We start from the raw sequence: 20,670 nt of genomic DNA on the forward strand, positions 1-20,670 counted from the left end.
GCCGAAGCGCGGCGCACGGCCGCTATGCGATTGTTATGCGCGGTCTCGGTGGGCGGGACGTCACGCCTGGCCGGGGAAGAAGATCTTCACCTCGCGCTCGGCGGACTCCTCGGAGTCGGAGGCGTGGATCAGGTTCTCCCGGACGATCACGCCGAAGTCGCCGCGGATCGATCCCGGGGCCGCGGCGACCGGGTCGGTCGGACCGGCCAGTTGGCGCACTCCCTCGATGACCCGCTCACCCTCGACGATCATCGCCACGACCGGACCGGAGGCCATGAACTCCACCAGCGGCTCGTAGAACGGGCGGCCGACGTGCTCCTCGTAGTGCTGCTCCAGAGTGGCACGGTCCAGGGTGCGCAGCTCCAGCGCGGTGATCCGCCAGCCCGCCTTGCGCTCGATACGGCTGATGATCTCGCCGACCAGTGAGCGGCGGACGGTGTCCGGCTTCAGGAGGACGAGGGTGCGCTGGGTCATGGTGTGCGGCTCCTTGCAGGCCAGGAAGTCGGATGAGCCCGAGGCTACCCGGTGGGGCGGCTGGGTCGGCACCTGGACCCCGTCCGACAGCCCCGCTACCGCGGGGAGCACGAGCAGCAGTACGCCGGGTACAAGGGCAGGCCGGGGTCGTCTCCGCGTCGGTGGAGAGGGAACGGGTGCCGAGCACCGTGAGGCACCCGGCACCGACAACACCTGCTACGCCGACTGTTGCGCGGCGAACCGGGCCTTCGCCTCGTCGATCTTCCGCCCGTAGTGCACCGAGGCCCACCACAGCACCGCGAACAGCGCGCCCAGGAAGAACATCGTCGGGACGAAGAAGCCGGAGGCGAGCAGGGCGAGCTGCAGGGCCCAGCCGAGGATGAGGCCGCCGGGCCGGGTGATCATCCCGCACAGCGCCACGCACAGGAACATGGCGATGCCGCACACCGTCCACACGGTGGCGACGGAGAGGTCCGGGTCCTTCATCGCGACCAGTCCGGCGAAGCCGATGACGAGGACCTCGCTGATCAGGGTCGAAGCGCAGAGCGTACGCACGGTTTCTCAGCCCCTCCCCAGGAGCAGTCGGGCCTCGCCGACGGTGATGACGGAACCGGTGACGAGCACACCACCGCCGGTGAACTCGCCCTCCTCCTCGGCCAGCGTGATCGCGGCCTCCAGCGCGTCGGGCAGCCGGGGTTCGACCTGGACGCGGTCCTCGCCGAATACCTCGACGGCGATCCCCGCCAGTTCGTCGACGTCCATCGCGCGGTGACTGGAGTTCTGGGTGACGACGACCTCGGCGAAGACCGGCTCGAAGGCCTCGAGCAGCCCGCGCACGTTCTTGTCGCCGCTGGCGCCCACCACGCCGATCAGCCGGCTGAACTGGAACGCCTCCCCGAGCGCCACGGCCACGACCCGCGCGCCCGCCGGGTTGTGGGCGGCGTCCAGCACGACGGTGGGCGAGCGGCGTACGACCTCCAGCCGGCCCGGTGAGGCGACGGCGGCGAAGGCCCCCCGCACGGTGTCGAGGTCGAGCGGTTCGGCCCGCTGGGCGCCGACGCCGAAGAACGCCTCCACGGCGGCGAGCGCCACGGCCGCGTTGTGCGCCTGGTGGGCTCCGTGCAGCGGCAGGTAGAGGTCGGGGTACTCCCCGCCGAGGCCGCGCAGGGTCACCTGCTGGCCGCCGACGGCGATCTGCCGGTCGACGACGCCGAACTCGAGCCCTTCCCGAGCCACCGTCGCGTCGACCTCCACGGCCTTCTTCAGCAGCACCTGGGCCGCGTCGACCGGCTGCTGGGCCATGATCACCGTCGCGTCCGGCTTGATGACGCCGGCCTTCTCGGTGGCGATCTCGGCGGGCGTGGCGCCGAGCCGGTCGGTGTGGTCGAGGTCCACGGGCGTCACGACGGCGACGCTCCCGTCGATCACGTTGGTGGCGTCCCAGGTGCCGCCCATGCCGACCTCGACGACGGCGACGTCCACCGGCGCGTCGGCGAACGCCGCGTACGCCATGCCCGTGAGCACCTCGAAGAAGGACAGCCGGTACTCCTGCTGGGAGTCGACCATCTCGATGTACGGCTTGATGTCCTGGTACGTCTCCACGAACCGCTCGGCGGAGATCGGCGCCCCGTCGAGGCTGATCCGCTCGGTGACCGACTGGACGTGCGGCGAGGTGTACCGGCCCGTGCGCAGTTCGAAGGCGCCGAGGAGGGCCTCGATCATGCGGGCGGTGGACGTCTTGCCGTTGGTGCCGGTGATGTGGATCGAGGGGTACGCGCGCTGCGGCTCGCCCAGCACGTCCATCAGCGCGGCGATACGGCTGACCGAGGGCTCCAGCTTGGTCTCGCCCCAGCGGGACGCCAGCTCCCCCTCGACCTCCCGCAGCGCCTTGTCGACCTCGGGGTCGGCCGGCCGCGCGGGCACCTCGGCCTGCGGCGGGCCGCCCTGCGTGCGCAGGGTACGGCTGCCGGCCTCGATCACCGCGAGGTCGGGGTCTCGTTCCGTCTCGGCCTCGATGATCTCCTCGAAGGAGTCGAGGGGGTCACCGGAGCCGGACCGCTCACTGTCGTTCGGGGGGAGCTCACTCACGGGGCCCAGTCTACGTACCCGGCCCGCGTCCCCTCCCACGGCAGCCGACGGCCCCCGGAGCCGTGCTCGGGCTCCGGGGGCCGTCGGTCGCTGTGAGCGGTCCGCGGTCCGCGGTTACGCCGGGGGCAGCCGGTCCAGCTGGGTCTGGATGCGGGCGATGTCCTCGTCCGCCTTGGCCAGCCGCGTACGGATCTTGTCGACCACGTGGTCGGGGGCCTTCGCCAGGAACGCCTCGTTGCCCAGCTTGGCCTCCGCCTGCTGGCGCTCCTTCTGCGCGGCGGCCAGGTCCTTGGCGAGGCGCTTGCGCTCCGCCGCGAAGTCGATCGCCCCGGAGAGGTCCAGGGCGACCTCGACGCCCGCCACCGGCAGGGTCGCCGTCGCGGTGAACGCGTCACCCTCCGGCTGCAGCCGGAGCAGCTGCCGGATCGCCGCCTCGTGCGGGGCGAGGGCCGACCCCTCCAGGGCCAGCCGGGCGGGGACCCGCTGGCCGGGCTGCAGGCCCTGGTTGTCGCGGAAGCGGCGGACCTCGGTGATGACCGACTGGAGGGTCTCGATCTCCCGCTCGGCGTCGGCGTCCCGGAAGCCACTGTCCTCGGGCCAGTCCGCGATGACGACCGACTCGCCGCCGGTCAGCGTCGTCCACAGCGTCTCGGTGACGAACGGGACCACCGGGTGCAGCAGCCGCAGCGTGACGTCGAGGACCTCGCCGAGGACCCGCTTGCTGACCTCGGCCGGCTCGCCGCCCGCCTGGAACGTCGTCTTGGACAGCTCGACGTACCAGTCGAAGATCTCGTCCCAGGCGAAGTGGAACAGCGCGTCGGACAGCTTGGCGAACTGGAAGTCGTCGTAGAGCGCGTCGACTTCGGCGACGACGGAGTTCAGCCGGGACAGGATCCAGCGGTCGGTGGACGACATCTTCGAGGCGTCCGGCAGCGGACCCTCGACCGTGGCGCCGTTCATCAACGCGAAGCGCGTGGCGTTCCAGATCTTGTTGGCGAAGTTGCGCGAGCCCTGGACCCAGTCCTCGCCGATCGGCACGTCGACGCCCGGGTTGGCGCCGCGCGCGAGGGTGAAGCGCAGGGCGTCGCTGCCGTACTTGTCCATCCAGTCCAGCGGGTTGACCGCGTTGCCGAAGGACTTCGACATCTTCTTGCCGAACTGGTCGCGGACCATGCCGTGCAGGGCGATGGTGCGGAACGGCGGGGTGCCGTCCATCGCGTACAGGCCGAACATCATCATCCGTGCGACCCAGAAGAAGAGGATGTCGTAGCCGGTGACCAGGACGGAGTTCGGGTAGAACTTCGCGAGCGACTCCGTCTGTTCCGGCCAGCCCAGGGTGGAGAACGGCCACAGGCCGGAGGAGAACCAGGTGTCGAGGACGTCGGTGTCCTGGTGCCAGCCCTCGCCGCTGGGCGGCTCCTCGTCCGGCCCGACGCAGACGACCTCGCCGTCCGGCCCGTACCAGACGGGGATGCGGTGGCCCCACCACAGCTGGCGGGAGATGCACCAGTCGTGCAGGTTGTCGACCCAGTCGAAGTAGCGCTTCTCCATCTCCTGCGGGTGGATGGTGACGCGGCCGTCGCGGACGGCGTCACCGGCGGCCTTGGCCAGCGGGCCGACCTTGACCCACCACTGCATGGACAGCCGGGGCTCGATGGTGGTCTTGCAGCGCGAGCAGTGGCCGACGCTGTGGACGTACGGCCGCTTCTCGGCGACGATCCTGCCCTCGGCGCGCAGCGCGCCGACGATGGCGGAGCGGGCCTCGAGCCGGTCCAGGCCCTGGAAGGGGCCGTGGGCGGTGATGACGGCGTGCTCGTCCATGACGGCGATGGCGGGCAGGTCGTGCCGCCGGCCGATCTCGAAGTCGTTCGGGTCGTGCGCCGGGGTCACCTTGACGGCGCCGGTGCCGAACTCGGGATCGACGTGCTCGTCGGCGACGACCGGGATGGAGCGGTCGGTCAGCGGCAGCTTGATGAGCTTGCCGACCAGGTGCTTGTACCGCTCGTCGTCGGGGTGGACGGCGACGGCGGTGTCGCCGAGCATCGTCTCGGCACGGGTCGTGGCGACGACGATCGTCTCGTCCCCGTCGCCGTACTTCATGGAGACGAGTTCGCCGTCGTCGTCCTGGTACTCGACCTCGATGTCGGAGATCGCGGTCAGGCAGCGCGGGCACCAGTTGATGATGCGCTCGGCGCGGTAGATCAGCTCGTCGTCGTGGAGCCGCTTGAAGATGGTCTGGACGGCCTTGGACAGCCCCTCGTCCATGGTGAAGCGCTCACGCGACCAGGCGACGCCGTCACCGAGGCGCCGCATCTGGCCGGAGATCTGTCCGCCGGACTCGCCCTTCCACTGCCAGACCCGCTCGACGAAGGCCTCACGGCCGAGGTCGTGCCGGGACTTGCCCTCCTTGGCGAGTTCCCGCTCGACGACGTTCTGCGTGGCGATGCCGGCGTGGTCCATGCCGGGCTGCCACAGCGTCTCGTACCCCTGCATGCGCGCACGGCGGGTGAGGGTGTCGATGATCGTGTGCTCGAAGGCGTGCCCGAGGTGCAGGCTGCCCGTGACGTTCGGCGGCGGGATGACGATCGTGTACGGAGGCTTGTCGCTCTTCGCGTCGGCCTCGAAGTAGCCCCGCTCCACCCAGCGCTCGTACAGCGGCCCCTCTACGTCGGCCGGCGCGTACTGGGTCGGCAGTTCGGGGGTGGACGCTGGCTGCGGCTGCTGAGTGTTCTCGGTCACGAGCGTCAGTTTACGGGTGTCACGGCCCAGTCCCGAAACGCGATTCCTTTGTAACGGTGCACCCCCCGCCAGCTTGCTCGTCTCCCCTCTGCGCCAGGATGTCAACGACACGTAAACATCTGGAGGGGAACCCAGAAGATGAGCCACAACCAGCCGGGCCCGTACGGCGGGCAGCCCCAGCAGCCCGGACCGTACGGTCAGCCGGGTCCCTACGGCCAGCAGCCGCAGGCTCCGCAGCCCGGCTACGGCTACCCCCAGCAGGCGCCCCCGCCCGGCCAGCCCGGCTACGGCTACCCGCCCCCGCCCGGCCAGGGCGTCCCGCCCCAGCAGCCCCCGTACGGCCAGGCACCGTACGGCACCCCGCAGCCCCCGGCACCGGACGGCGGCTCCAAGAAGGCCGGCTGGATCGTCGGCGCGGTGGCGGTCGTGGTGGCGATCGGTGTCGGCGTGTACTTCGTGGTCGGCGGGGGCGGTGGCGGCCTGGAGGACGACGGCCCGCACAAGCTCTCGGCGCCGGAGAAGGTGATGGGCGAGTACACGCGGGTCGGTGAGGGCGGCGAGGACTCGAGCTCCAGCACCACGAAGGACCTGGCCGAGGGCGGCGTGAAGAACGGCAGGTCGGTGGGTGCCCAGTACTCGACGGCCGACTTCAGCCGGTACGACCTCAAGAACCCCGACCCGGCCGACCTGCCCAGCAAGGAAGAGCTGCTCACGGCGAAGGGCGTGACGTTCCTCGGCGCCTACGGCGAGGTCGAGGACCCCGAGGCGGCCGTGGACAAGCTCTTCGCCAACATCAAGAAGGAGACCGGCAAGAGCAAGGGCTCGGACAACCCGCTCCTGTCCGAGCTGGTGGGCGAGCCCGAGGCGGTCGACCTCGACGGTGCGGTCATGAAGTGCCAAGCCGGCAAGGGCAAGAACAACCTCACCCAGCAGGACACCACCAACTGGTTCTGCATCTGGGCGGACTACAGCACGGTCGCGGTGGTCTCCCCCGGTGACAACACCAAGGACATCACGAAGGACGCAGCCACGGACATCGCCACGAAGCTCCGCAACGAGGTGCGCGTCCCGGCGTAGGGGTACGCAGCGCGTGAAGGGCCCCGGTCGAGTGACCGGGGCCCTTCACCCTTGCCGGGGACGGCTGTTGCCGCTACGCCGTCTTCTGCTCGCCCGATCCGCGGCCGCGGGCGTCGCGCGGGATCAGGGTCGGGTTGACGTTGGAGAGGACCACGTCCGCGGTGATGACCACCCGGGCGACGTCCTTGCGGGACGGGACCTCGTACATGACGCCCTGGAGGACTTCCTCCATGATCGCGCGCAGACCGCGGGCGCCGGTCTGGCGGAGGATGGCCTGGTCGGCGATGGCTTCCAGCGCCTCGCGCTCGAAGTCCAGCTCGACGCCGTCGAGTTCGAAGAGGCGCTGGTACTGCTTGACGAGCGCGTTGCGCGGCTCGACCAGGATCTGCAGCAGGGCCTCGCGGTCGAGGTTGTGGACCGAGGTGATGACCGGGAGCCGGCCGATGAACTCGGGGATCATGCCGAACTTGACCAGGTCCTCCGGCATGACCTGCTCGAACTGGTCCTTGGACTCCAGTTCCCGCTTGGAGCGGATGGTGGCGCCGAAGCCGATGCCCTTGGCGCCCGCGCGGCCCTCGATGATCTTCTCCAGGCCGGCGAAGGCGCCGCCCACGATGAACAGGACGTTCGTCGTGTCGATCTGGATGAACTCCTGGTGCGGGTGCTTGCGGCCGCCCTGCGGCGGGACGGACGCCGTGGTGCCCTCGAGGATCTTCAGCAGGGCCTGCTGGACGCCCTCGCCGCTCACGTCGCGCGTGATCGACGGGTTCTCGCTCTTGCGGGCGACCTTGTCGATCTCGTCGATGTAGATGATGCCGGTCTCGGCCTTCTTGACGTCGTAGTCGGCGGCCTGGATCAGCTTGAGCAGGATGTTCTCGACGTCCTCGCCGACGTACCCGGCCTCGGTGAGGGCGGTGGCGTCGGCGATCGCGAACGGGACGTTCAGCATGCGGGCGAGGGTCTGGGCGAGGAGGGTCTTGCCGGAGCCGGTGGGGCCCAGCAGCAGGATGTTGGACTTCGCCAACTCGATGGCGTCCTCGCGGCCTTGGGCGCCGCCGTTCTCCCCCGCCTGGACCCGCTTGTAGTGGTTGTACACCGCGACGGAGAGAGCTTTCTTGGCCGATTCCTGGCCGACCACGTACCCCTCGAGGAACTCGTAGATCTCGCGGGGCTTGGGCAGTTCCTCCCAGCGGACCTCGCTGCTCTCGGCGAGCTCTTCCTCGATGATCTCGTTGCAGAGGTCGATGCACTCGTCGCAGATGTACACACCGGGCCCTGCGATGAGCTTCTTGACCTGCTTCTGGCTCTTGCCGCAGAACGAGCACTTGAGCAGATCGCCGCCGTCACCGATGCGTGCCACGGTGTGCTTCCCCTTCGCCTGGGAGCCACCTGGACGTCAACGTCCATCGACTCCTGGTGCTGCCTTATGTCCGACGGTACCTTGCCGGGCCCCCCGTCCGGGCCCCCCTTGGCACGGTTCGCTTCGACGTGGACCGTCCGCGACCATGCCAAGGAGCGGCAGACAATACAGCCTCCCGGATCCCACGCGTCAGCGCAGGCTGGTGTTGTCCATCTTCCGGGTGGTGATGATCTGGTCGATCAGACCGTAGCTCAGCGCGTCCTCGGCCGTGAGGATCTTGTCCCGCTCGATGTCCTCGCGGATCTTCTCGACCGGCGTGGTGGAGTGCTTGGCCAGCATCTCCTCCAGCTGCGAACGCATCCGGAGGATCTCGTTGGCGGCGATCTCCAGGTCGGAGACCTGGCCGCGGCCGGTCTCGCTGTACGGCTGGTGGATCAGCACGCGCGCGTTCGGCAGGGCCATGCGCTTGCCGGGCGTACCGGCGGCGAGCAGCACGGCGGCGGCGGAGGCCGCCTGGCCCATGCAGACCGTCTGGATGTCCGGCTTCACGTACTGCATGGTGTCGTAGATCGCCGTGAGCGCGGTGAAGGAGCCGCCGGGGCTGTTGATGTAGACCGAGATGTCCCGGTCGGGGTCCATCGACTCCAGGCACAGCAGCTGCGCCATGACGTCGTTGGCGGAGGCGTCGTCGATCTGCACGCCGAGGAAGATCACGCGCTCCTCGAAGAGCTTCGCGTACGGGTCGTACTCGCGGATGCCCTGGGAGGTGCGCTCGACGAAGCGCGGGATGACGTAGCGGGACTCGGCCGCGGGGCCGGTGTACTCGGCACGGGCGCGGTCGTACAGGCCGCTGCCGGGGAAGTCGTTCACAGTGTCTCCTGGAAAGGGGCTGAGGCGGTCGGCCGGGGCTGCTGGGGCTGCCGTCGGACCCTGGGGCGGGTCCGACGGGGGTCCTACGGGGCCGCTGGGGCTCCCGTGGGCCGCTCAGGCCGCCCCGGTGCCGCCGCCGCCCGGCATGCCCGCGGCCGTGGGGATGACGTCGTCGATGAGGCCGTAGTCCTTGGCCTCGAAGGCGTCGAACCAGCGGTCGCGGTCCGAGTCACGGGTGATCTGCTCGACCGACTGGCCCGTGTGCTGGGAGGTGAGCTCGGCCATGCGCTTCTTGGTGTGCAGCAGCCGCTCGGCGTGGATCTTGATGTCCGAGGCCGAGCCGGCCAGGCCGGCGGAGGGCTGGTGGATCAGGATCTCCGCGTTCGGCAGCGCGAAGCGCTTGCCGGGCGTGCCCGCGCTGAGCAGGAACTGACCCATCGAGGCCGCGAGGCCCATGGCGATGGTCACCACGTCGTTCTTGATGAACTGCATGGTGTCGTAGATCGCCATACCGGCCGTGATCGAGCCGCCGGGGCTGTTGATGTAGAGGTAGATGTCCTTGTCCGGATCGGCGGCAAGGAGCAGCAGCTGTGCGGTGATCTTGTTGGCGATGTCGTCGTCCACCGGCTGGCCGAGGAAGATGATCCGCTCGTTGAGCAGCCGGTTGTAGACCTGGTCGCCGAGGCCACCACCGATGGAAGGCTCGCCGGCGGCTGAAGGCATCAGATTCGTCACGTATCCACCTGCTCGTCTTACGACGGCGCCGGGCCGTCTCACGTGTTCTGCCGGGGTGTGGGGCCGTCCGGCCGTACTCGCGGACTCCCCTGCCCTCGTATTCATGGACCCTAACGCGCGGGCCCCTTCGGGGAATCCCGCAGCGGGGGGTGTTCGCTGTGAGCGCAGGTGGCCCCGCGGGGCGGGACGGGGTTCCTCGCACCGCGGGCGGTCCGGCCGGTGGGGCCCGCCCCGCCGTACGGCAGACGGGCCCCGGCCATGTTGGTCCGGGGCCCGTCGTACGTCCGTCAGGGGCGGCGCGAGGGTCAGCCCTCGGTCTTCTCCTCGGCCTCGTCGGCCTTGGCCTCGGTCTTGTCCTCGGCCTCGTCGGCCTTGGCCTCAGCCTTGTCCTCGGCGGCGTCGGTGGACTCGGCGGCGGCCTCGCCGGCCTCCGTCTCGGCCTCCTCTTCCTCGTCCTCGAGGTCGATGATCTCGCCGTTGGTGTCCTTGACCGTGGCCTTCTCGACCACGGCGGCCAGGGCCTTGCCGCGGGCGACCTCGCCGACCAGGAGCGGAACCTGGCCCTGCTCGACGACGGCCTGGGCGAACTGGTCGGGGGACATGCCGGAGGAGGCCGCACGACGCATGAGGTGCTCGGTGAGCTCCTCCTGGTTGACGTTCAGCTTCTCCTGGTTGACGAGCTGGTCGAGCACGAACTGGGTCTTGATGCCCTTGATCGCGGCCTCGCGGGTCTCGGTGTCGAACTCCTCGGCCGTCTTGCCCTGGATCTCCAGGTACTTCTCGAGGTCGAGGCCCATCTGACCGAGCTGGTGGTGCTCGAGGTTGTGCTTGCGGGTGTTGATCTCGTCCTCGAGCAGCTTCTCGGGGACGGGCACCTCGACCAGCTCGAGCAGCTTGTCCAGGACGCGCTCCTGGGCCTGCGTGGCCTGGTCGTACTGCTTCATGTTCTCCAGGCGCTTGCGGCTGTCCGCGCGCAGCTCCTCGAGGGTGTCGAACTCGGAGGCGAGCTGCGCGAACTCGTCGTCCAGCTCGGGCAGTTCACGCTTGGCGACCTGGGTGACCCTGACGGTGACCTCGGCCTCCTTGCCTGCCGCGGAGCCGCCCTTGAGCTCGGAGGTGAAGGTGGCCTCCTGGTCGGCCGACAGGCCCGTCACGGCGGCGTCGACGCCGTCCAGCAGCTCACCGGAGCCGATGGTGTAGGAGACGCCGTTGGCGATGCCGTCCTCCAGCACCTCGCCGTCGACCTTGGCCTCCAGGTCGATGGTGACGACGTCGCCTTCCTCGGCGGCACGCTCGACCGGGGAGGTGGAGGCGAAGCGCCCGCGCAGCTCCTCGACGGCCTTGTCGACGTCCTCGTCGGTGACCTCGACGGCGTCGACCTCGACCTCGATGCCGGAGTAGTCCGGGATCTCGATGGTCGGGCGGACGTCGACCTCGGCGGTGAAGTTCAGCGTCTCGCCGTCCTTCAGCTCCGTGATGTCGACCTCGGGCTGGCCCAGCGGGTTCAGCTCGGCCTCGTTGACCGCGTCGGTGTAGAACTTCGGGAGGGCGTCGTTGACCGCCTCCTCCAGCACCGCACCGCGACCGAAGCGCTGGTCGATGACCCGGGCCGGGACCTTGCCCTTGCGGAAGCCCTTCACCGTGACCTGCTGGTTGATCTTCTTGTACGCCGCGTCGAGGCTGTCCTTGAGCTCCTCGAAGGGCACCTCGACAGTGAGCCGAACCCGGGTCGGGTTCAGGGTCTCCACGGCGCTCTTCACGGTTCGGTCTCCTTGTGGCTGACTTCTCGGATTCTGCCGGGACCAGAGTGGTCCGGCGGATTCGCCGCCCGGAGACTTCAGACCTGAGACACACGGGCGTGCAGCTTGCATAGTAACGGCAGCGGCTACAGCACCCAAAAGCCGATCACTGAAGGTGATCGGACGAGTGGTCGGGGTGGCGGGATTTGAACCCACGGCCTTCCGCTCCCAAAGCGGACGCGCTACCAAGCTGCGCCACACCCCGTCTGGTGCGACACGTAGGGTACATGCCGCCGAGCACTCCGGCCTCCGCATATCGCGGGCGCGGTGCGGCGGCGGGGCCCGAGTGGGCACGGGGTGTGCGCCGAGGGCGCACCACCCGCTACGATGCCTGTCAGTGCCGCGGTCCTCCCGACCTGCGGTGCGCTCCTGCGGGCGTAGCTCAATGGTAGAGCCCTAGTCTTCCAAACTAGCTACGCGGGTTCGATTCCCGTCGCCCGCTCCACACGGTTCAGGGCCAGGTCAGAGGATCATTCCTCCGCCTGGCCCTGATCGTTTCTGGGGGCTGTGTTCAGTCCGGCGTGCCCCCCGCGTGCCCCTCTGGCTTCCGATCTTGCTTCTTCCTGACCGTCCGGCTCTTGTCGACGAGATCGCTCAACGCGTCAGCGATCAGCCGGTCACGTTCAGCACTCGCGTGCTGATAGATCAGCGCGGCGCGGGCAGTGCTGTGACCCATGCGTGCCATCAGCTCCCGCGTGCTCGCTCCGGTGGACGCTGCGAGGGTGTTTCCAGTGTGCCGAAGATCATGGAAATGCAAGCCCTTGATCCCGGCATCGCTACACGCTTTGCGCCACAGCCGGTTGAAGTGGTTGCGCCGTGGAGTCGCGCCCTTGGCACCGACGAAGACCCGGCCGTCGGCTCCATGCTCGGCGTACTGCTCCAGGTGGTCACGGATGTCCGGGATGATCGCCGCCGGAATGGACACGGTGCGCTTGCCCGCAGCGCTCTTGGGCGCCTTGATTTCACGCTGCCCGTTGAACAGTTCGGCCACCGCCCGGCGGACGCGCACGGCGCCGTGGTCGAGGTCGACGTCCCGGCGATGCAGGCCGACGAGTTCGCCCCAGCGCAGACCGAGGAACCCGGCCATGAGCACGAGCGCCCGGTAACGAGGCTGGATCACGTCGGCCAGGTCGTAGATCTCTTGCACTGTGGCAGTCGGCCGCTCGGGAGTGTGCACCACGCTCGCGCCCTTGATCGTGCACGGATTGCGCCGGATCATCTGGTCAGCGACAGCCGTGCCCAGGATGGCGCGGAGCAGCGCGTATGCCTTGGCAACGGTCGTCGGACCCGTCCCCGAAGCGAGCTTGTCCGCACGCCAGCGACGCACGATCGGGGGCGAGATGTCGGTGATGTTGACGGCTCCGAAGGTGGGTTCAAGGTGGTGCCGCAGCAGCGACCCGTACAGCTGACGCGTGGTCGTGGTCAGCTCGCGTTCCTTGATCCACGATGTGGCATACGGCCCGAACGGCACCTTCCCGGCATCTGGGTCGTGCCAGTCGCCACGCCGCATCTCGGTCTGCTTGTCGGCGAGCCAGGCGTCCGCGTCTTTCTTCGTACGGAACGTCTCCGGAGCTGGACGCAGTTGCCCATCAGGGCCCACGTAACGGGCCTGGTAGCGGCCGGACGGAAGCTTGCGGACCCGCCCGAACTGGCGGCGCTTCCCTGCCATCAGGCAGCCACCCCCCGGAAAGCTGTTCCACAGCGGCGCGGCTGCACCGTGTTCGCGTCGATGAACTCCCGTACAGCGCTCTCGGGGATGCGTACGTGACGGCCGACCTTCACGTACCTGATACGACGCTCCTCGATCAGGCGACGGGGGAAGCGCACGGTCGTACCGAGGAGTTCGGCGACCTGAACAACGCTGAGGTATCGCTCATTCATGGCTTTGCTCTCCTTCCTGACGCAGGTCTGCGAGTGCTTCGCGGGCGGTTTCGCGGTTGAGTTGGAGGTTTCGGGCGATGGTGGCGGCGAGGGCGGATTCGCCGGGGGTGTGGCCGTGTCCGGCGTACTGCCAGTCGGCCAGGACGAGGACGGTGTCCGGCTCGCGGTCGTCGAGGCCGAGGGCGGCGTGTTCCTGGGCGGCGCGGTAGTCGGCGCGGGCCTGGCGCAGTTCGCCGAGGGTGGTGGAGTAGCGGCGGCTCTTGGAGGAGAAGTGGCCGCGGAAGCCGAGCATGTGTGCCCAGGCCCACAGCCGCCGGTCGGGGTAGAGCGGGTCGAGGTCGCGGCATGCGGTGATCAGGCGGCGGGTGTGGTCGGGCACGCCGTGGCGGTCGAGTTCGGACAGTTCGCCGATGCGGCGGTCGAGGGTGCCGGTGTTCTCCGCCGCCTTGGTGGCGTACTTGGCGACGTAGGAGGCGACCGCCTGTTCGGTGATGTCCGAGCCGTCGCCGAACGCCTTGACCGGCCGGACGTCGAGCTGGCTGCCCCACCGGAAGGTCCGGGCCGGTTGATCCTCGGCGGCCGGGACGGAGACCGAGGTGTAGGAGTGCGCGGCGGCGGCCCGGATCGCGTCGGCGAGCAGGCCAACGGTGGCCCAGGACGGCGGCGCGGTGTCCGGGCCGTCGGGTCCGTCGAGGCGGATCACGGCATGGAAGTGCACGGCGCCGCGCTTCTGGAACTCGGCGACCTTGCCGTACGAGATGCGGGCGGCTTCCTTCAGCTCCCGTTGGGTGAGGCCGGCGCGGGCGGCGATCTCGCGGCGGAGCCGGGTGGTGAAGCGCTGCCAGAGCTGCCCGGCATGGTTGTTGAACAGCACCGCGCCCGCGTAGTCGTACGTGCCCGGGTCGAGGGCGGCGCCCAGTTCCGGGGCGTCTTGGGCGTGGCGGGTGCCGCAGCGGCAGGCGCCGCGGTCGGGCCGGTTGTGGACCGGGCCGAACGAGGGCGCGGTGAGGGTGACGAAGACCCGGGGGTGATCGCGAACGGTGGCGGGGATGGCCCGGCGGTCGTCCCCGGCCAGGCCCGCACGGATCAGGTGATACGTGTCCCCGGCGTAGGTCCAGGCGCAGGACGGGCAGCGCGAGGCCCGGCGGTTGCCGCAGGCCACGCGGAGCCGTCCGCCCGGCTCTCCCTCGGTCGAGTAACGGTGCAGGGTCTCGCCGGTGGTCTTGTCCTTGGCCAGGGTCCAGCCGGTCAGGTGGATGGGGTCGGCGCAGCCGCCGGTACGTCGGATCTGGTCGTGCCAGCGGTCGAAGCCGGGGGACCCGGCCACCCGCAGCAGATCGCCGAGGGTGACCGGGTCCAGGCCCGCCGGGGTGGCGGTGTCGGTCACGCGGCACCGTCCGAGGTGGGTCCGGTGAGCCGGTCGAGCGCGGCGGCGGCTTCGGTGGCAGCGCGGGCCAGGGCGCGCAGGGCGTCGGCGGTGCCGGGGCGGGCGAGGAGCGCGATTTCGATGGAGTCGCCGCCGATGCGGAGGCTGACGAAGCCTTCACCGCCGGACGTGGTGTCGAACACGCTGACGCGGCTGGTGGTGTCCGGCTCCAGGTGCGCCGAGGTGGTGATGGTCTGCACCGCGGTCACCTCCCGACCCGGACGAGGCCGGTGGCGGGGGCGGTGTGGCCGGTGCCGTGGCAGGTCGGGCAGGTGATGCGGAGGACAGCGCGGGTGCCGTCGGTGTGGCGGGTGCCGGTGGTGATGGCGACGGCGGCGAAGCCGTCGCAGTCGCGGCAAATCCGCGCGGTCGGGGTGTGCTGGGCCATGATGGGCCTTGCCTTTCAGGTCGTTTGGGTCTGGAAGGTGGGAAGGCGCCCGGGGCGGCGGTTCTTTGGCGAGAGAGCCGCCCCGGGGGCCGTCAGCGGCGCTTGGCGTCCGTGGCGACCAGGGAGCGGATCACCAGGGCGCAGATGGCGAGCGAGGCGCCGGTGAGGGCGACCGCCAGGAGCATGGAGACCAGGACCGCGCCGACGACCAGGACCACGACGGTGCCGCCGCCGACCAGGGCGAGCGCCGTGCCCGGGGTGAGCTGGACCGTGGGACGGGCCGGGGCCGGGGCGACCGTCGGCGGGGCTGGGACCGAGGCCGGGGCCGGGGTGCCGGGGGTGATGGTGGTCGGCTCGACGACGGCGGGCGGGGTGACCAGGCCGGTGGGCTGGGGCATGGTCGGGAGCTTGGGCCGGAACATGAGCGGGTCTCCTTTCGTGGGGTTACTTGACGGCGGTGTCGATGACCGGGGACAGGAGGCTGTCGGCGAGGAGGTAGCCGCCGAGCAGCAGCACCAGGACCAGCCACAGCGGCGGGCGGATGAGCTTGACGCCGAGCCAGCCGACGACGATCAGGGCGAACCAGAGCGGGACGTCCATGACGGTGGCCTCCTAGCGGACGTGGCAGCGGTGGGTGCGGGCGGCGAGCTGGGCGGCGGACTGGGAGGTGTAGTCGGCGGACCAGCCGCAGCCGTCCGAGCCGCACACGGCGGCGTGCTTGGTGGTGCCGTGGCGGTCGCGGTGGGTGCCGATCTGCACCGGGCCGATCCGCATCACGGAGTGGAAGAAGTCGCGGGCGGGCATGGTCGGGTCTCCTTTCAGGTCAGGTGAGTTGGGCGGCGATGGCGTCGGCCATGGGCGCGGGGACGCCGAGCCGGGCTCGCAGGGTGTCGGTGTCGATGCGGGTGCCGGTGCGGGTGTGGTGGTCGTCGGCGACCTTGCGGGCGTGGTCGACCAGCGCGGCCGGGACCGGCACCGCCGGAGGCGGGGTCGGGGCCGGGTCGGCCGGAGCCGGTTCGGCCGTGGGCAGGGCCGGGAGCTCCTCGGGCGCCGGGACCGCGACGGGGTCGGGCCCCGGGTCCTGCTCAGCCGCGGCCGGTTCGCGTTCCACCTCCGGCACCGGGTCCGAATCGGGGGCGGGGGGTGCCGGCGCATCCGGCTCCGGGCTGGTGGGTGTGTGGGCGAGCAGGGTGCCGCCCATGAAGGCCAGGGCGGGCCAGGCGGCGACGAGGATGCGCAGCCAGGCCGGGACGTCGTCCAGGTCGAGCAGTCCGGCGGTGGCCACGTTGGCGCCGAGCGAGGCGACCAGGGCGATGACGAACCAGCACCAGGCCAGCCGGGACGGCCCGTCGGTGCGCAGCCGACGCCAGGCGGCGACCAGCAGCAGGTCCACGGAGACGGGGTAGGCCCAGGCCTTCCAGCCGTCCTGTCCGGCGGCGGCGGCCAGGTCGTGCAGATGGGCGAAGGACAGCGCACCGGCGATGACGGCCTGAACGAGCACGGCATCCACGCGCAGGGCGGAGCGGGGCATGAGGGCTTCTCCTTCCGGCTCAGGCGGCGGCCGGGGCGGACTCGACGGCCGGGGCGGTGATCGGCTTCAAGTGGCCCGGGACGGGGCGGAAGGCTTCCAGGCCGGGCAGGTCGGGAGTGCGGTCGGCGTGCTTGTTGCAGAGGTTCACGGCCTGCCTCAGCGAGGTGTGCGGAGCACGGATGCGGTGCCAGCCGCCGGTGGAGTCCCCGGCGATGGCGACCCCGCGCGCTTCGGCGGGAATCGTGATCGCGGCGAGCACGGCATCCGGGGAGATGTCGCCGAAGGCCATGTTGGCGCTGGTTTCGTCGTTGACCCGGTGGGCGGTGCGGCCGGTGAGCTGGGCGCGGAGCATGGTGATGCCCTTGCCGAGTTCGGAGCCGAAGCGCTGCCCGCAGATCTCCAGATAGATCCCGGCGGCGCGGCCGAGCTGGGCCAGGCGGACCAGGGCGGTGATGATCCGGTCCCGCCGCTTCTCCTGCTCCTTGTTGGCGAACAGCGCGAGTTCGGCGACCTCGTCGACCAGGACCACCACCGGCACTGGGCGCAGGTCGGCGGGCAGGTCCCAGATGTCGGCGGCGATCTCGGCATCCGGCACGCTCACGCTGATGGACTGGTTGGCGCGGATGAGCCGGTAGACGTCCTCCATGTGCGCCACGAGGGCATCGAGGATCTCGGCGGCGGTGTCGGGGTTGTCGGCCAGCGCGGAGAACCGGCGGGCCAACGGGAACAGCTCCACCCCCTGTTTGCAGTCGATGCCCACCAGCGCGACGTCCAGCGGCGCGAGCCCGGCCACCAGGTTGCGCTGATAGACCGACTTGCCGGACTCCGTGGCGCCGAGGGTCAGGGCGTGGGGCACGGCCCGGTAGTCGCGGTAGTGCACGGAGCCGTCCTCGCGCAGGGCGACCGGAATCCGCATCGGCCGGGTGTCGTCGGCCTGCGTCGGCATCTGCACCCGCTGGAGCACGTCATAGCCGGTCATCCGCACCTCGACCACACCGGAGCGCAGTTCACGGGAGGTGACGCCGTACATCCCGAAGGAGTGCCGCAGCCGATCCGACGAGGCGGCCACGTCGAAGGCGTCCTGGCCGGGACGCAGCTTGAGCCGCAGCACCAAGCCGGTCCGGGTCGGCCGCACCCGCAGGATGCGCGGAGCACGAGGACCGGGAACGGGCCGGTTGGCCACCCGCGCCACGGTGAGGCGCCAGCGGGGCGCCGGGACGGTCAGACCGCAGGCGTCCATGACCGAGCCGTAGCGGACCAGCACCCGCAGCGCGGCGAGGGTGACCCCGAGAGTCAGCCAGTACCAGGCGGGGCGCCGCCACCGCAGGAGACCCGCAGCGGCGACGACCAGCACCAGGGCGACGATCAGCCACGTCATGGCTCAGGCCGCCTTCGAGGCCGAGCCCGCAGCGGCCAGCGAGGTCACCGCGACCGCGCGGAAGGCGATGCCGTGCCGCTTCTGGCCGTTGAACTCGTTCTCCCACGGCCGGGCGATCAGGCCGGTCAGCGCGACCGGGGTGCCCATGGTCAGGTCCTCGGAGACGCCCGACTCCGGCACGGTCACCGACAGGATCTCCACCGCACCGTTGGCCGCGAACATCACGTCCACGGTCGACAGCGCGGCACCGGTCTCGGCGTCCATCGCACGCTCGCCGGTACGGCGGTCCTTCACCTTGGGCTGCGGGGGCTGGGCCACCATCACGGTGGCGGCGGAGGTGTCGACGGGGATCTGACGCACAGAGATCACTCCTCTAGAAGTGCTGGACTCCGTCACTCATGTATATGAGTGACTTGAAGAAGAGTGCCTGACTCCTATACATGAGTCAACCCGCCAGGGCGAAGAAGTCCCGGCGGGTTGAGGAGACGTGAGCGAGCGTCAGTCGGCCGCGGGGATGCGGTACTCGAAAACGAACTGGTCAGCAGCCATAAGGGTGTCGCAGACCTCCACCACCCGGCCCGCTTCGGTGACCGCGTTGCGGATGAGGTGAACGACAGGCGCGCCAGGGCTCAGCGCCAGTTCGGAGGCTTCAGCCTTGGAGGCCGGACGCGCTGTTAGCGTCTCGACGAACTCGGCGAAGGTGTGGCCGTCGTCCTCCAGGCGGGCATAGATGCCGCCGGGCCCGGGGTTCTTGGCGAACAGCTCGGGAATGTCCTTGACCACGTCCCAGGGCAGGTACGAGCTGGCTGTCTCGACCGGGACGCCGTTGCGGAAGTAGAGCCGCCGCCGGGCGAGGACCTGAGTGCCGGCGGGAACGTGGAGCCGGTCGGCGATCTCCTCCGGGGCTTCCATCGGGCCGATGTACAGAACGCTCACCTTGGCCGTGGCGCCCGACTGTGCCGACTCAGCGAGGTATGCGGCTTTCCCGGCTCGGCGATGCGAGGCCCGGAACCGGTCGGAGGAACGCAGCCGCACCGGCGGACGATCCTTCACGATCGAGCCCTTGCCGTGGCGGGTGTCCACCAGGCCACTGGCACGGACCTCCGCCATGGCCTTACGGATGGTCCCGCCGGAGACGCCGTAGCGCTCGACCAGCTCGGACTCACTCGGCACCATGTCGCCAGGCTTGAGGACACCAGCCCGGATCTGCTGAATGATCTCGTCGGCGATCTGAACGTACCGAGGTACGGCCCTGCCACCTCCTACGGTTGTTCCCATAGTCCTTCTCACTCTCCTATGCTCCTGTACATGAGTAACAGCGTCCGAGAGACCCAGTCAACGCCACTGCACTCCGTGTCCGTGGCGGGAGTCGTGGTGCGCGAGGACGGACGACTCCTGGCGATCCGCCGAGCGGACAACGGGACGTGGGAGCTGCCGGGCGGCGTACTGGAGCTCTCCGAGTCCCCGGAAGACGGCGTAGCCCGAGAGGTCTGGGAAGAGACCGGCATCCGCGTCGAGGTCGACGAGCTCACCGGGGTCTACAAGAACACGACACGAGGCGTCGTCGCCCTGGTGTTCCGGTGCAAGCCCTCGGGAGGCACCGAGCGCACTTCCGCGGAGTCGACAGCAGTGGACTGGCTCACGCCCGAAGAGGTCGCCGAGCGCATGGCCGAGGTCTACGCGGTACGCCTGCTCGATGCGCTGGACGGCAATGGGCCCCACGTCCGGAGCCATGACGGCAAGCACCTGATCCAAGCGCGGTAAGAGTTTCCCTACTTCATCAAGGCCCGCGCACGGCGCGGGCGCGCGCCGCCTCTGCGGCGCGGCCTGCCTCCTGTCTTCGCCCCGGCTGGCCGCGCCCGGCGGCGCGCTGCGTGCATGCGGGCAAGGGCGGGACGTCATCCGCGGGCACAAGATGATGCCTCCGGCGGGGGATCGGCCGGCACCGGGATGGAGGGGGCGCCGTTGCCGAGTGCGGGCCCGTTGTGGTGTGCGCGGGGAGCTTCCATCCCGTCCGCCGCCGACCCAGGCAGAGCCGAGCAGACGCGGCCCCTGGCGTCCAGGTCGTTCGTACAGTGGCGCGCTCCACCTGGACGCCAGGAACCACGCCCGCTCCACGGTGTGTGGGTCGACGGCGGACGGGATGGAAGCTGGGGTAGTGGTGAGTGCAGAAGTGATGCTTGCTAACCCTGGGGGTCAAGGGGCGGCAAATGGCCACCGAGGGTCTCTCTAGCCGCCTCAATGAAGCGGCGTTGAGCAATGACTCGCTGGTCATGGAACGTCGTGAAGCCGTCGACGGTGACGTAGAGCGGATGCTCGCCGGAACTTCCGGCGATCTCTTCAAGCGTGTCGCACTCCTCGGCGACCGCGCCAGCGAATGCGCGGGCTGCTTCGGCAACGGCGGGCGGGCCCTCCAGCAAGACCGCGGGTAGCGCCTTCCACAGTTGACTCGTCAGTTCGATCATGTGCTCGATTTTTTCGGCGGTGATGGACGGCCCAGGCTCCATCCAGATGAAGCTCATGTGCTGATCGACCTGGACAGCCAAATCAAGAAAGCGTACGTACGCGTCCCGGCGAACGTCTCGATGCCAGGCGGCTCGCTGCTCGGACCGGTCTTCGCGCGCCTGTTGTGCTTGTTCTTTTGCTTGCCGTCGGGTGCCCCAGAAGGCGAACCCGCCAGTCACTGCTCCAGCCGACAGCGTGGATAGGGCCGTGATCAAAGCGACAGCTACCGTGTCATTCACAGGCGACAGTGTGCCGTGGCCCACGGCTCGTAGGTTGCAGAGAACCTTCCATGACGACCTGTCAAGCCCGTCGTTGCCCCTGACATCAACGACTGACAGTGATGATGTTCGTGGTGACGCTGCTGGTGGGTCTGACCCTCCGACTGACTGACGTCTCGACTGTCCTGTTTGCGATTTGTC

At 69.8% G+C, this 20,670-nt stretch carries 23 protein-coding genes and 2 tRNA genes; 3 read left to right on the forward strand and 22 right to left on the reverse strand.

Annotation, left to right across the window (positions count from 1 at the left end; all coding sequences use genetic code 11):
- Positions 1-60: 60 nt before the first annotated feature.
- The 4 genes from ndk to AB0I73_RS01035 form a co-directional block, all read right to left on the reverse strand.
- On the reverse strand, positions 61-474 hold the full coding sequence (gene ndk, locus AB0I73_RS01020) for a nucleoside-diphosphate kinase (protein WP_363032423.1): 414 nt from the start codon (positions 472-474) through the stop codon (positions 61-63).
- A 216-nt stretch (positions 475-690) separates the two neighbouring features.
- Entirely contained in the window at positions 691-1,029 is a 339-nt protein-coding gene (locus AB0I73_RS01025; RefSeq protein ID WP_363032425.1) for a DUF4233 domain-containing protein, read from the reverse strand.
- A gap of 6 nt (positions 1,030-1,035) precedes the next feature.
- A complete protein-coding gene (locus AB0I73_RS01030; RefSeq protein WP_363032427.1) occupies positions 1,036-2,562 on the reverse strand; it encodes a folylpolyglutamate synthase/dihydrofolate synthase family protein in 1,527 nt (508 codons plus the stop codon).
- A gap of 114 nt (positions 2,563-2,676) precedes the next feature.
- Complete coding sequence (locus tag AB0I73_RS01035) at positions 2,677-5,301, reverse strand: valine--tRNA ligase (RefSeq protein WP_363032429.1); 2,625 nt, start codon at positions 5,299-5,301, stop codon at positions 2,677-2,679.
- 138 nt (positions 5,302-5,439) lie between these two features.
- On the opposite strand from AB0I73_RS01035, the gene AB0I73_RS01040 reads away from it, so the two are divergent.
- On the forward strand, positions 5,440-6,378 hold the full coding sequence (locus tag AB0I73_RS01040) for a hypothetical protein (protein ID WP_363032431.1): 939 nt from the start codon (positions 5,440-5,442) through the stop codon (positions 6,376-6,378).
- A gap of 73 nt (positions 6,379-6,451) precedes the next feature.
- Here the strand turns inward: AB0I73_RS01040 and clpX are convergent, their stop codons facing one another.
- The 5 genes from clpX to AB0I73_RS01065 all read right to left on the reverse strand — a co-directional run bounded on the left by clpX (position 6,452) and on the right by AB0I73_RS01065 (position 11,347).
- Positions 6,452-7,738, reverse strand: a complete 1,287-nt coding sequence (gene clpX / locus AB0I73_RS01045) for an ATP-dependent Clp protease ATP-binding subunit ClpX (protein WP_363032433.1) — start codon at positions 7,736-7,738, stop codon at positions 6,452-6,454.
- A gap of 189 nt (positions 7,739-7,927) precedes the next feature.
- Positions 7,928-8,608 carry an ATP-dependent Clp protease proteolytic subunit gene (locus tag AB0I73_RS01050; protein ID WP_109379097.1) on the reverse strand — a complete coding sequence of 227 codons (681 nt, stop codon included), beginning with the start codon at positions 8,606-8,608 and terminating at the stop codon, positions 7,928-7,930.
- Positions 8,609-8,722: 114 nt separating this feature from the next.
- Positions 8,723-9,331, reverse strand: a complete 609-nt coding sequence (locus AB0I73_RS01055; RefSeq protein ID WP_363032603.1) for an ATP-dependent Clp protease proteolytic subunit — start codon at positions 9,329-9,331, stop codon at positions 8,723-8,725.
- 317 nt (positions 9,332-9,648) lie between these two features.
- Positions 9,649-11,103 (reverse strand): trigger factor, encoded by a 1,455-nt coding sequence (gene tig, locus AB0I73_RS01060; RefSeq protein ID WP_363032435.1) that lies wholly within the window; start codon positions 11,101-11,103, stop codon positions 9,649-9,651.
- 167 nt (positions 11,104-11,270) lie between these two features.
- A tRNA-Pro gene (locus tag AB0I73_RS01065) sits at positions 11,271-11,347 on the reverse strand.
- Positions 11,348-11,513: 166 nt separating this feature from the next.
- Between AB0I73_RS01065 and AB0I73_RS01070 the strand changes: the two genes are divergently transcribed.
- Positions 11,514-11,587: transfer RNA gene (locus AB0I73_RS01070), tRNA-Gly, on the forward strand.
- A gap of 66 nt (positions 11,588-11,653) precedes the next feature.
- Here the strand turns inward: AB0I73_RS01070 and AB0I73_RS01075 are convergent.
- The 12 genes from AB0I73_RS01075 to AB0I73_RS01130 all read right to left on the reverse strand — a co-directional run bounded on the left by AB0I73_RS01075 (position 11,654) and on the right by AB0I73_RS01130 (position 19,024).
- Complete coding sequence (locus tag AB0I73_RS01075) at positions 11,654-12,811, reverse strand: tyrosine-type recombinase/integrase (RefSeq protein WP_363032437.1); 1,158 nt, start codon at positions 12,809-12,811, stop codon at positions 11,654-11,656.
- Positions 12,811-13,023: an excisionase family DNA-binding protein gene (locus AB0I73_RS01080; protein WP_363032439.1), complete on the reverse strand. Its 213-nt coding sequence runs from the start codon at positions 13,021-13,023 to the stop codon at positions 12,811-12,813. The genes AB0I73_RS01075 and AB0I73_RS01080 overlap by 1 nt, the downstream gene beginning before the upstream one ends.
- Positions 13,016-14,410 carry a replication initiator protein RepSA gene (repSA, locus tag AB0I73_RS01085; protein WP_363032441.1) on the reverse strand — a complete coding sequence of 465 codons (1,395 nt, stop codon included), beginning with the start codon at positions 14,408-14,410 and terminating at the stop codon, positions 13,016-13,018. The genes AB0I73_RS01080 and repSA overlap by 8 nt, the downstream gene beginning before the upstream one ends.
- The gene (locus tag AB0I73_RS01090; protein WP_363032443.1) at positions 14,407-14,649 is read right to left on the reverse strand and encodes a hypothetical protein; all 243 of its coding nucleotides are present in this window, start codon (positions 14,647-14,649) and stop codon (positions 14,407-14,409) included. Before AB0I73_RS01090 ends, repSA begins: the two co-directional genes overlap by 4 nt.
- Positions 14,650-14,654: 5 nt before the next feature.
- A complete protein-coding gene (locus tag AB0I73_RS01095) occupies positions 14,655-14,837 on the reverse strand; it encodes a hypothetical protein (RefSeq protein WP_363032445.1) in 183 nt (60 codons plus the stop codon).
- A 92-nt stretch (positions 14,838-14,929) separates the two neighbouring features.
- Positions 14,930-15,259 carry a SpdD-like protein gene (locus tag AB0I73_RS01100; protein ID WP_363032447.1) on the reverse strand — a complete coding sequence of 110 codons (330 nt, stop codon included), beginning with the start codon at positions 15,257-15,259 and terminating at the stop codon, positions 14,930-14,932.
- Between the two features lie 22 nt (positions 15,260-15,281).
- Positions 15,282-15,437, reverse strand: a complete 156-nt coding sequence (locus tag AB0I73_RS01105; RefSeq protein WP_107080639.1) for a hypothetical protein — start codon at positions 15,435-15,437, stop codon at positions 15,282-15,284.
- A gap of 12 nt (positions 15,438-15,449) precedes the next feature.
- Entirely contained in the window at positions 15,450-15,641 is a 192-nt protein-coding gene (locus tag AB0I73_RS01110; RefSeq protein ID WP_363032449.1) for a mobile element transfer protein, read from the reverse strand.
- Between the two features lie 19 nt (positions 15,642-15,660).
- A complete protein-coding gene (locus AB0I73_RS01115) occupies positions 15,661-16,368 on the reverse strand; it encodes a DUF2637 domain-containing protein (RefSeq protein WP_363032451.1) in 708 nt (235 codons plus the stop codon).
- 19 nt (positions 16,369-16,387) lie between these two features.
- Entirely contained in the window at positions 16,388-17,746 is a 1,359-nt protein-coding gene (locus AB0I73_RS01120) for an FtsK/SpoIIIE domain-containing protein (protein WP_363032453.1), read from the reverse strand.
- A gap of 3 nt (positions 17,747-17,749) precedes the next feature.
- A complete protein-coding gene (locus tag AB0I73_RS01125) occupies positions 17,750-18,106 on the reverse strand; it encodes a hypothetical protein (protein WP_363032455.1) in 357 nt (118 codons plus the stop codon).
- Positions 18,107-18,244: 138 nt separating this feature from the next.
- Complete coding sequence (locus tag AB0I73_RS01130; protein WP_363032457.1) at positions 18,245-19,024, reverse strand: GntR family transcriptional regulator; 780 nt, start codon at positions 19,022-19,024, stop codon at positions 18,245-18,247.
- A gap of 18 nt (positions 19,025-19,042) precedes the next feature.
- On the opposite strand from AB0I73_RS01130, the gene AB0I73_RS01135 reads away from it, so the two are divergent.
- Positions 19,043-19,510, forward strand: a complete 468-nt coding sequence (locus AB0I73_RS01135; protein ID WP_363032459.1) for an NUDIX domain-containing protein — start codon at positions 19,043-19,045, stop codon at positions 19,508-19,510.
- 419 nt (positions 19,511-19,929) lie between these two features.
- On the opposite strand, the gene AB0I73_RS01140 is transcribed toward AB0I73_RS01135, so the two are convergent.
- Positions 19,930-20,490 carry a hypothetical protein gene (locus AB0I73_RS01140; protein ID WP_363032461.1) on the reverse strand — a complete coding sequence of 187 codons (561 nt, stop codon included), beginning with the start codon at positions 20,488-20,490 and terminating at the stop codon, positions 19,930-19,932.
- Between the last annotated feature and the right edge of the window lie 180 nt (positions 20,491-20,670).

Origin of the sequence: Streptomyces sp. NPDC050388, from assembly GCF_040655635.1 — a bacterium.
Classification (GTDB): Bacteria; Actinomycetota; Actinomycetes; order Streptomycetales; family Streptomycetaceae; genus Streptomyces.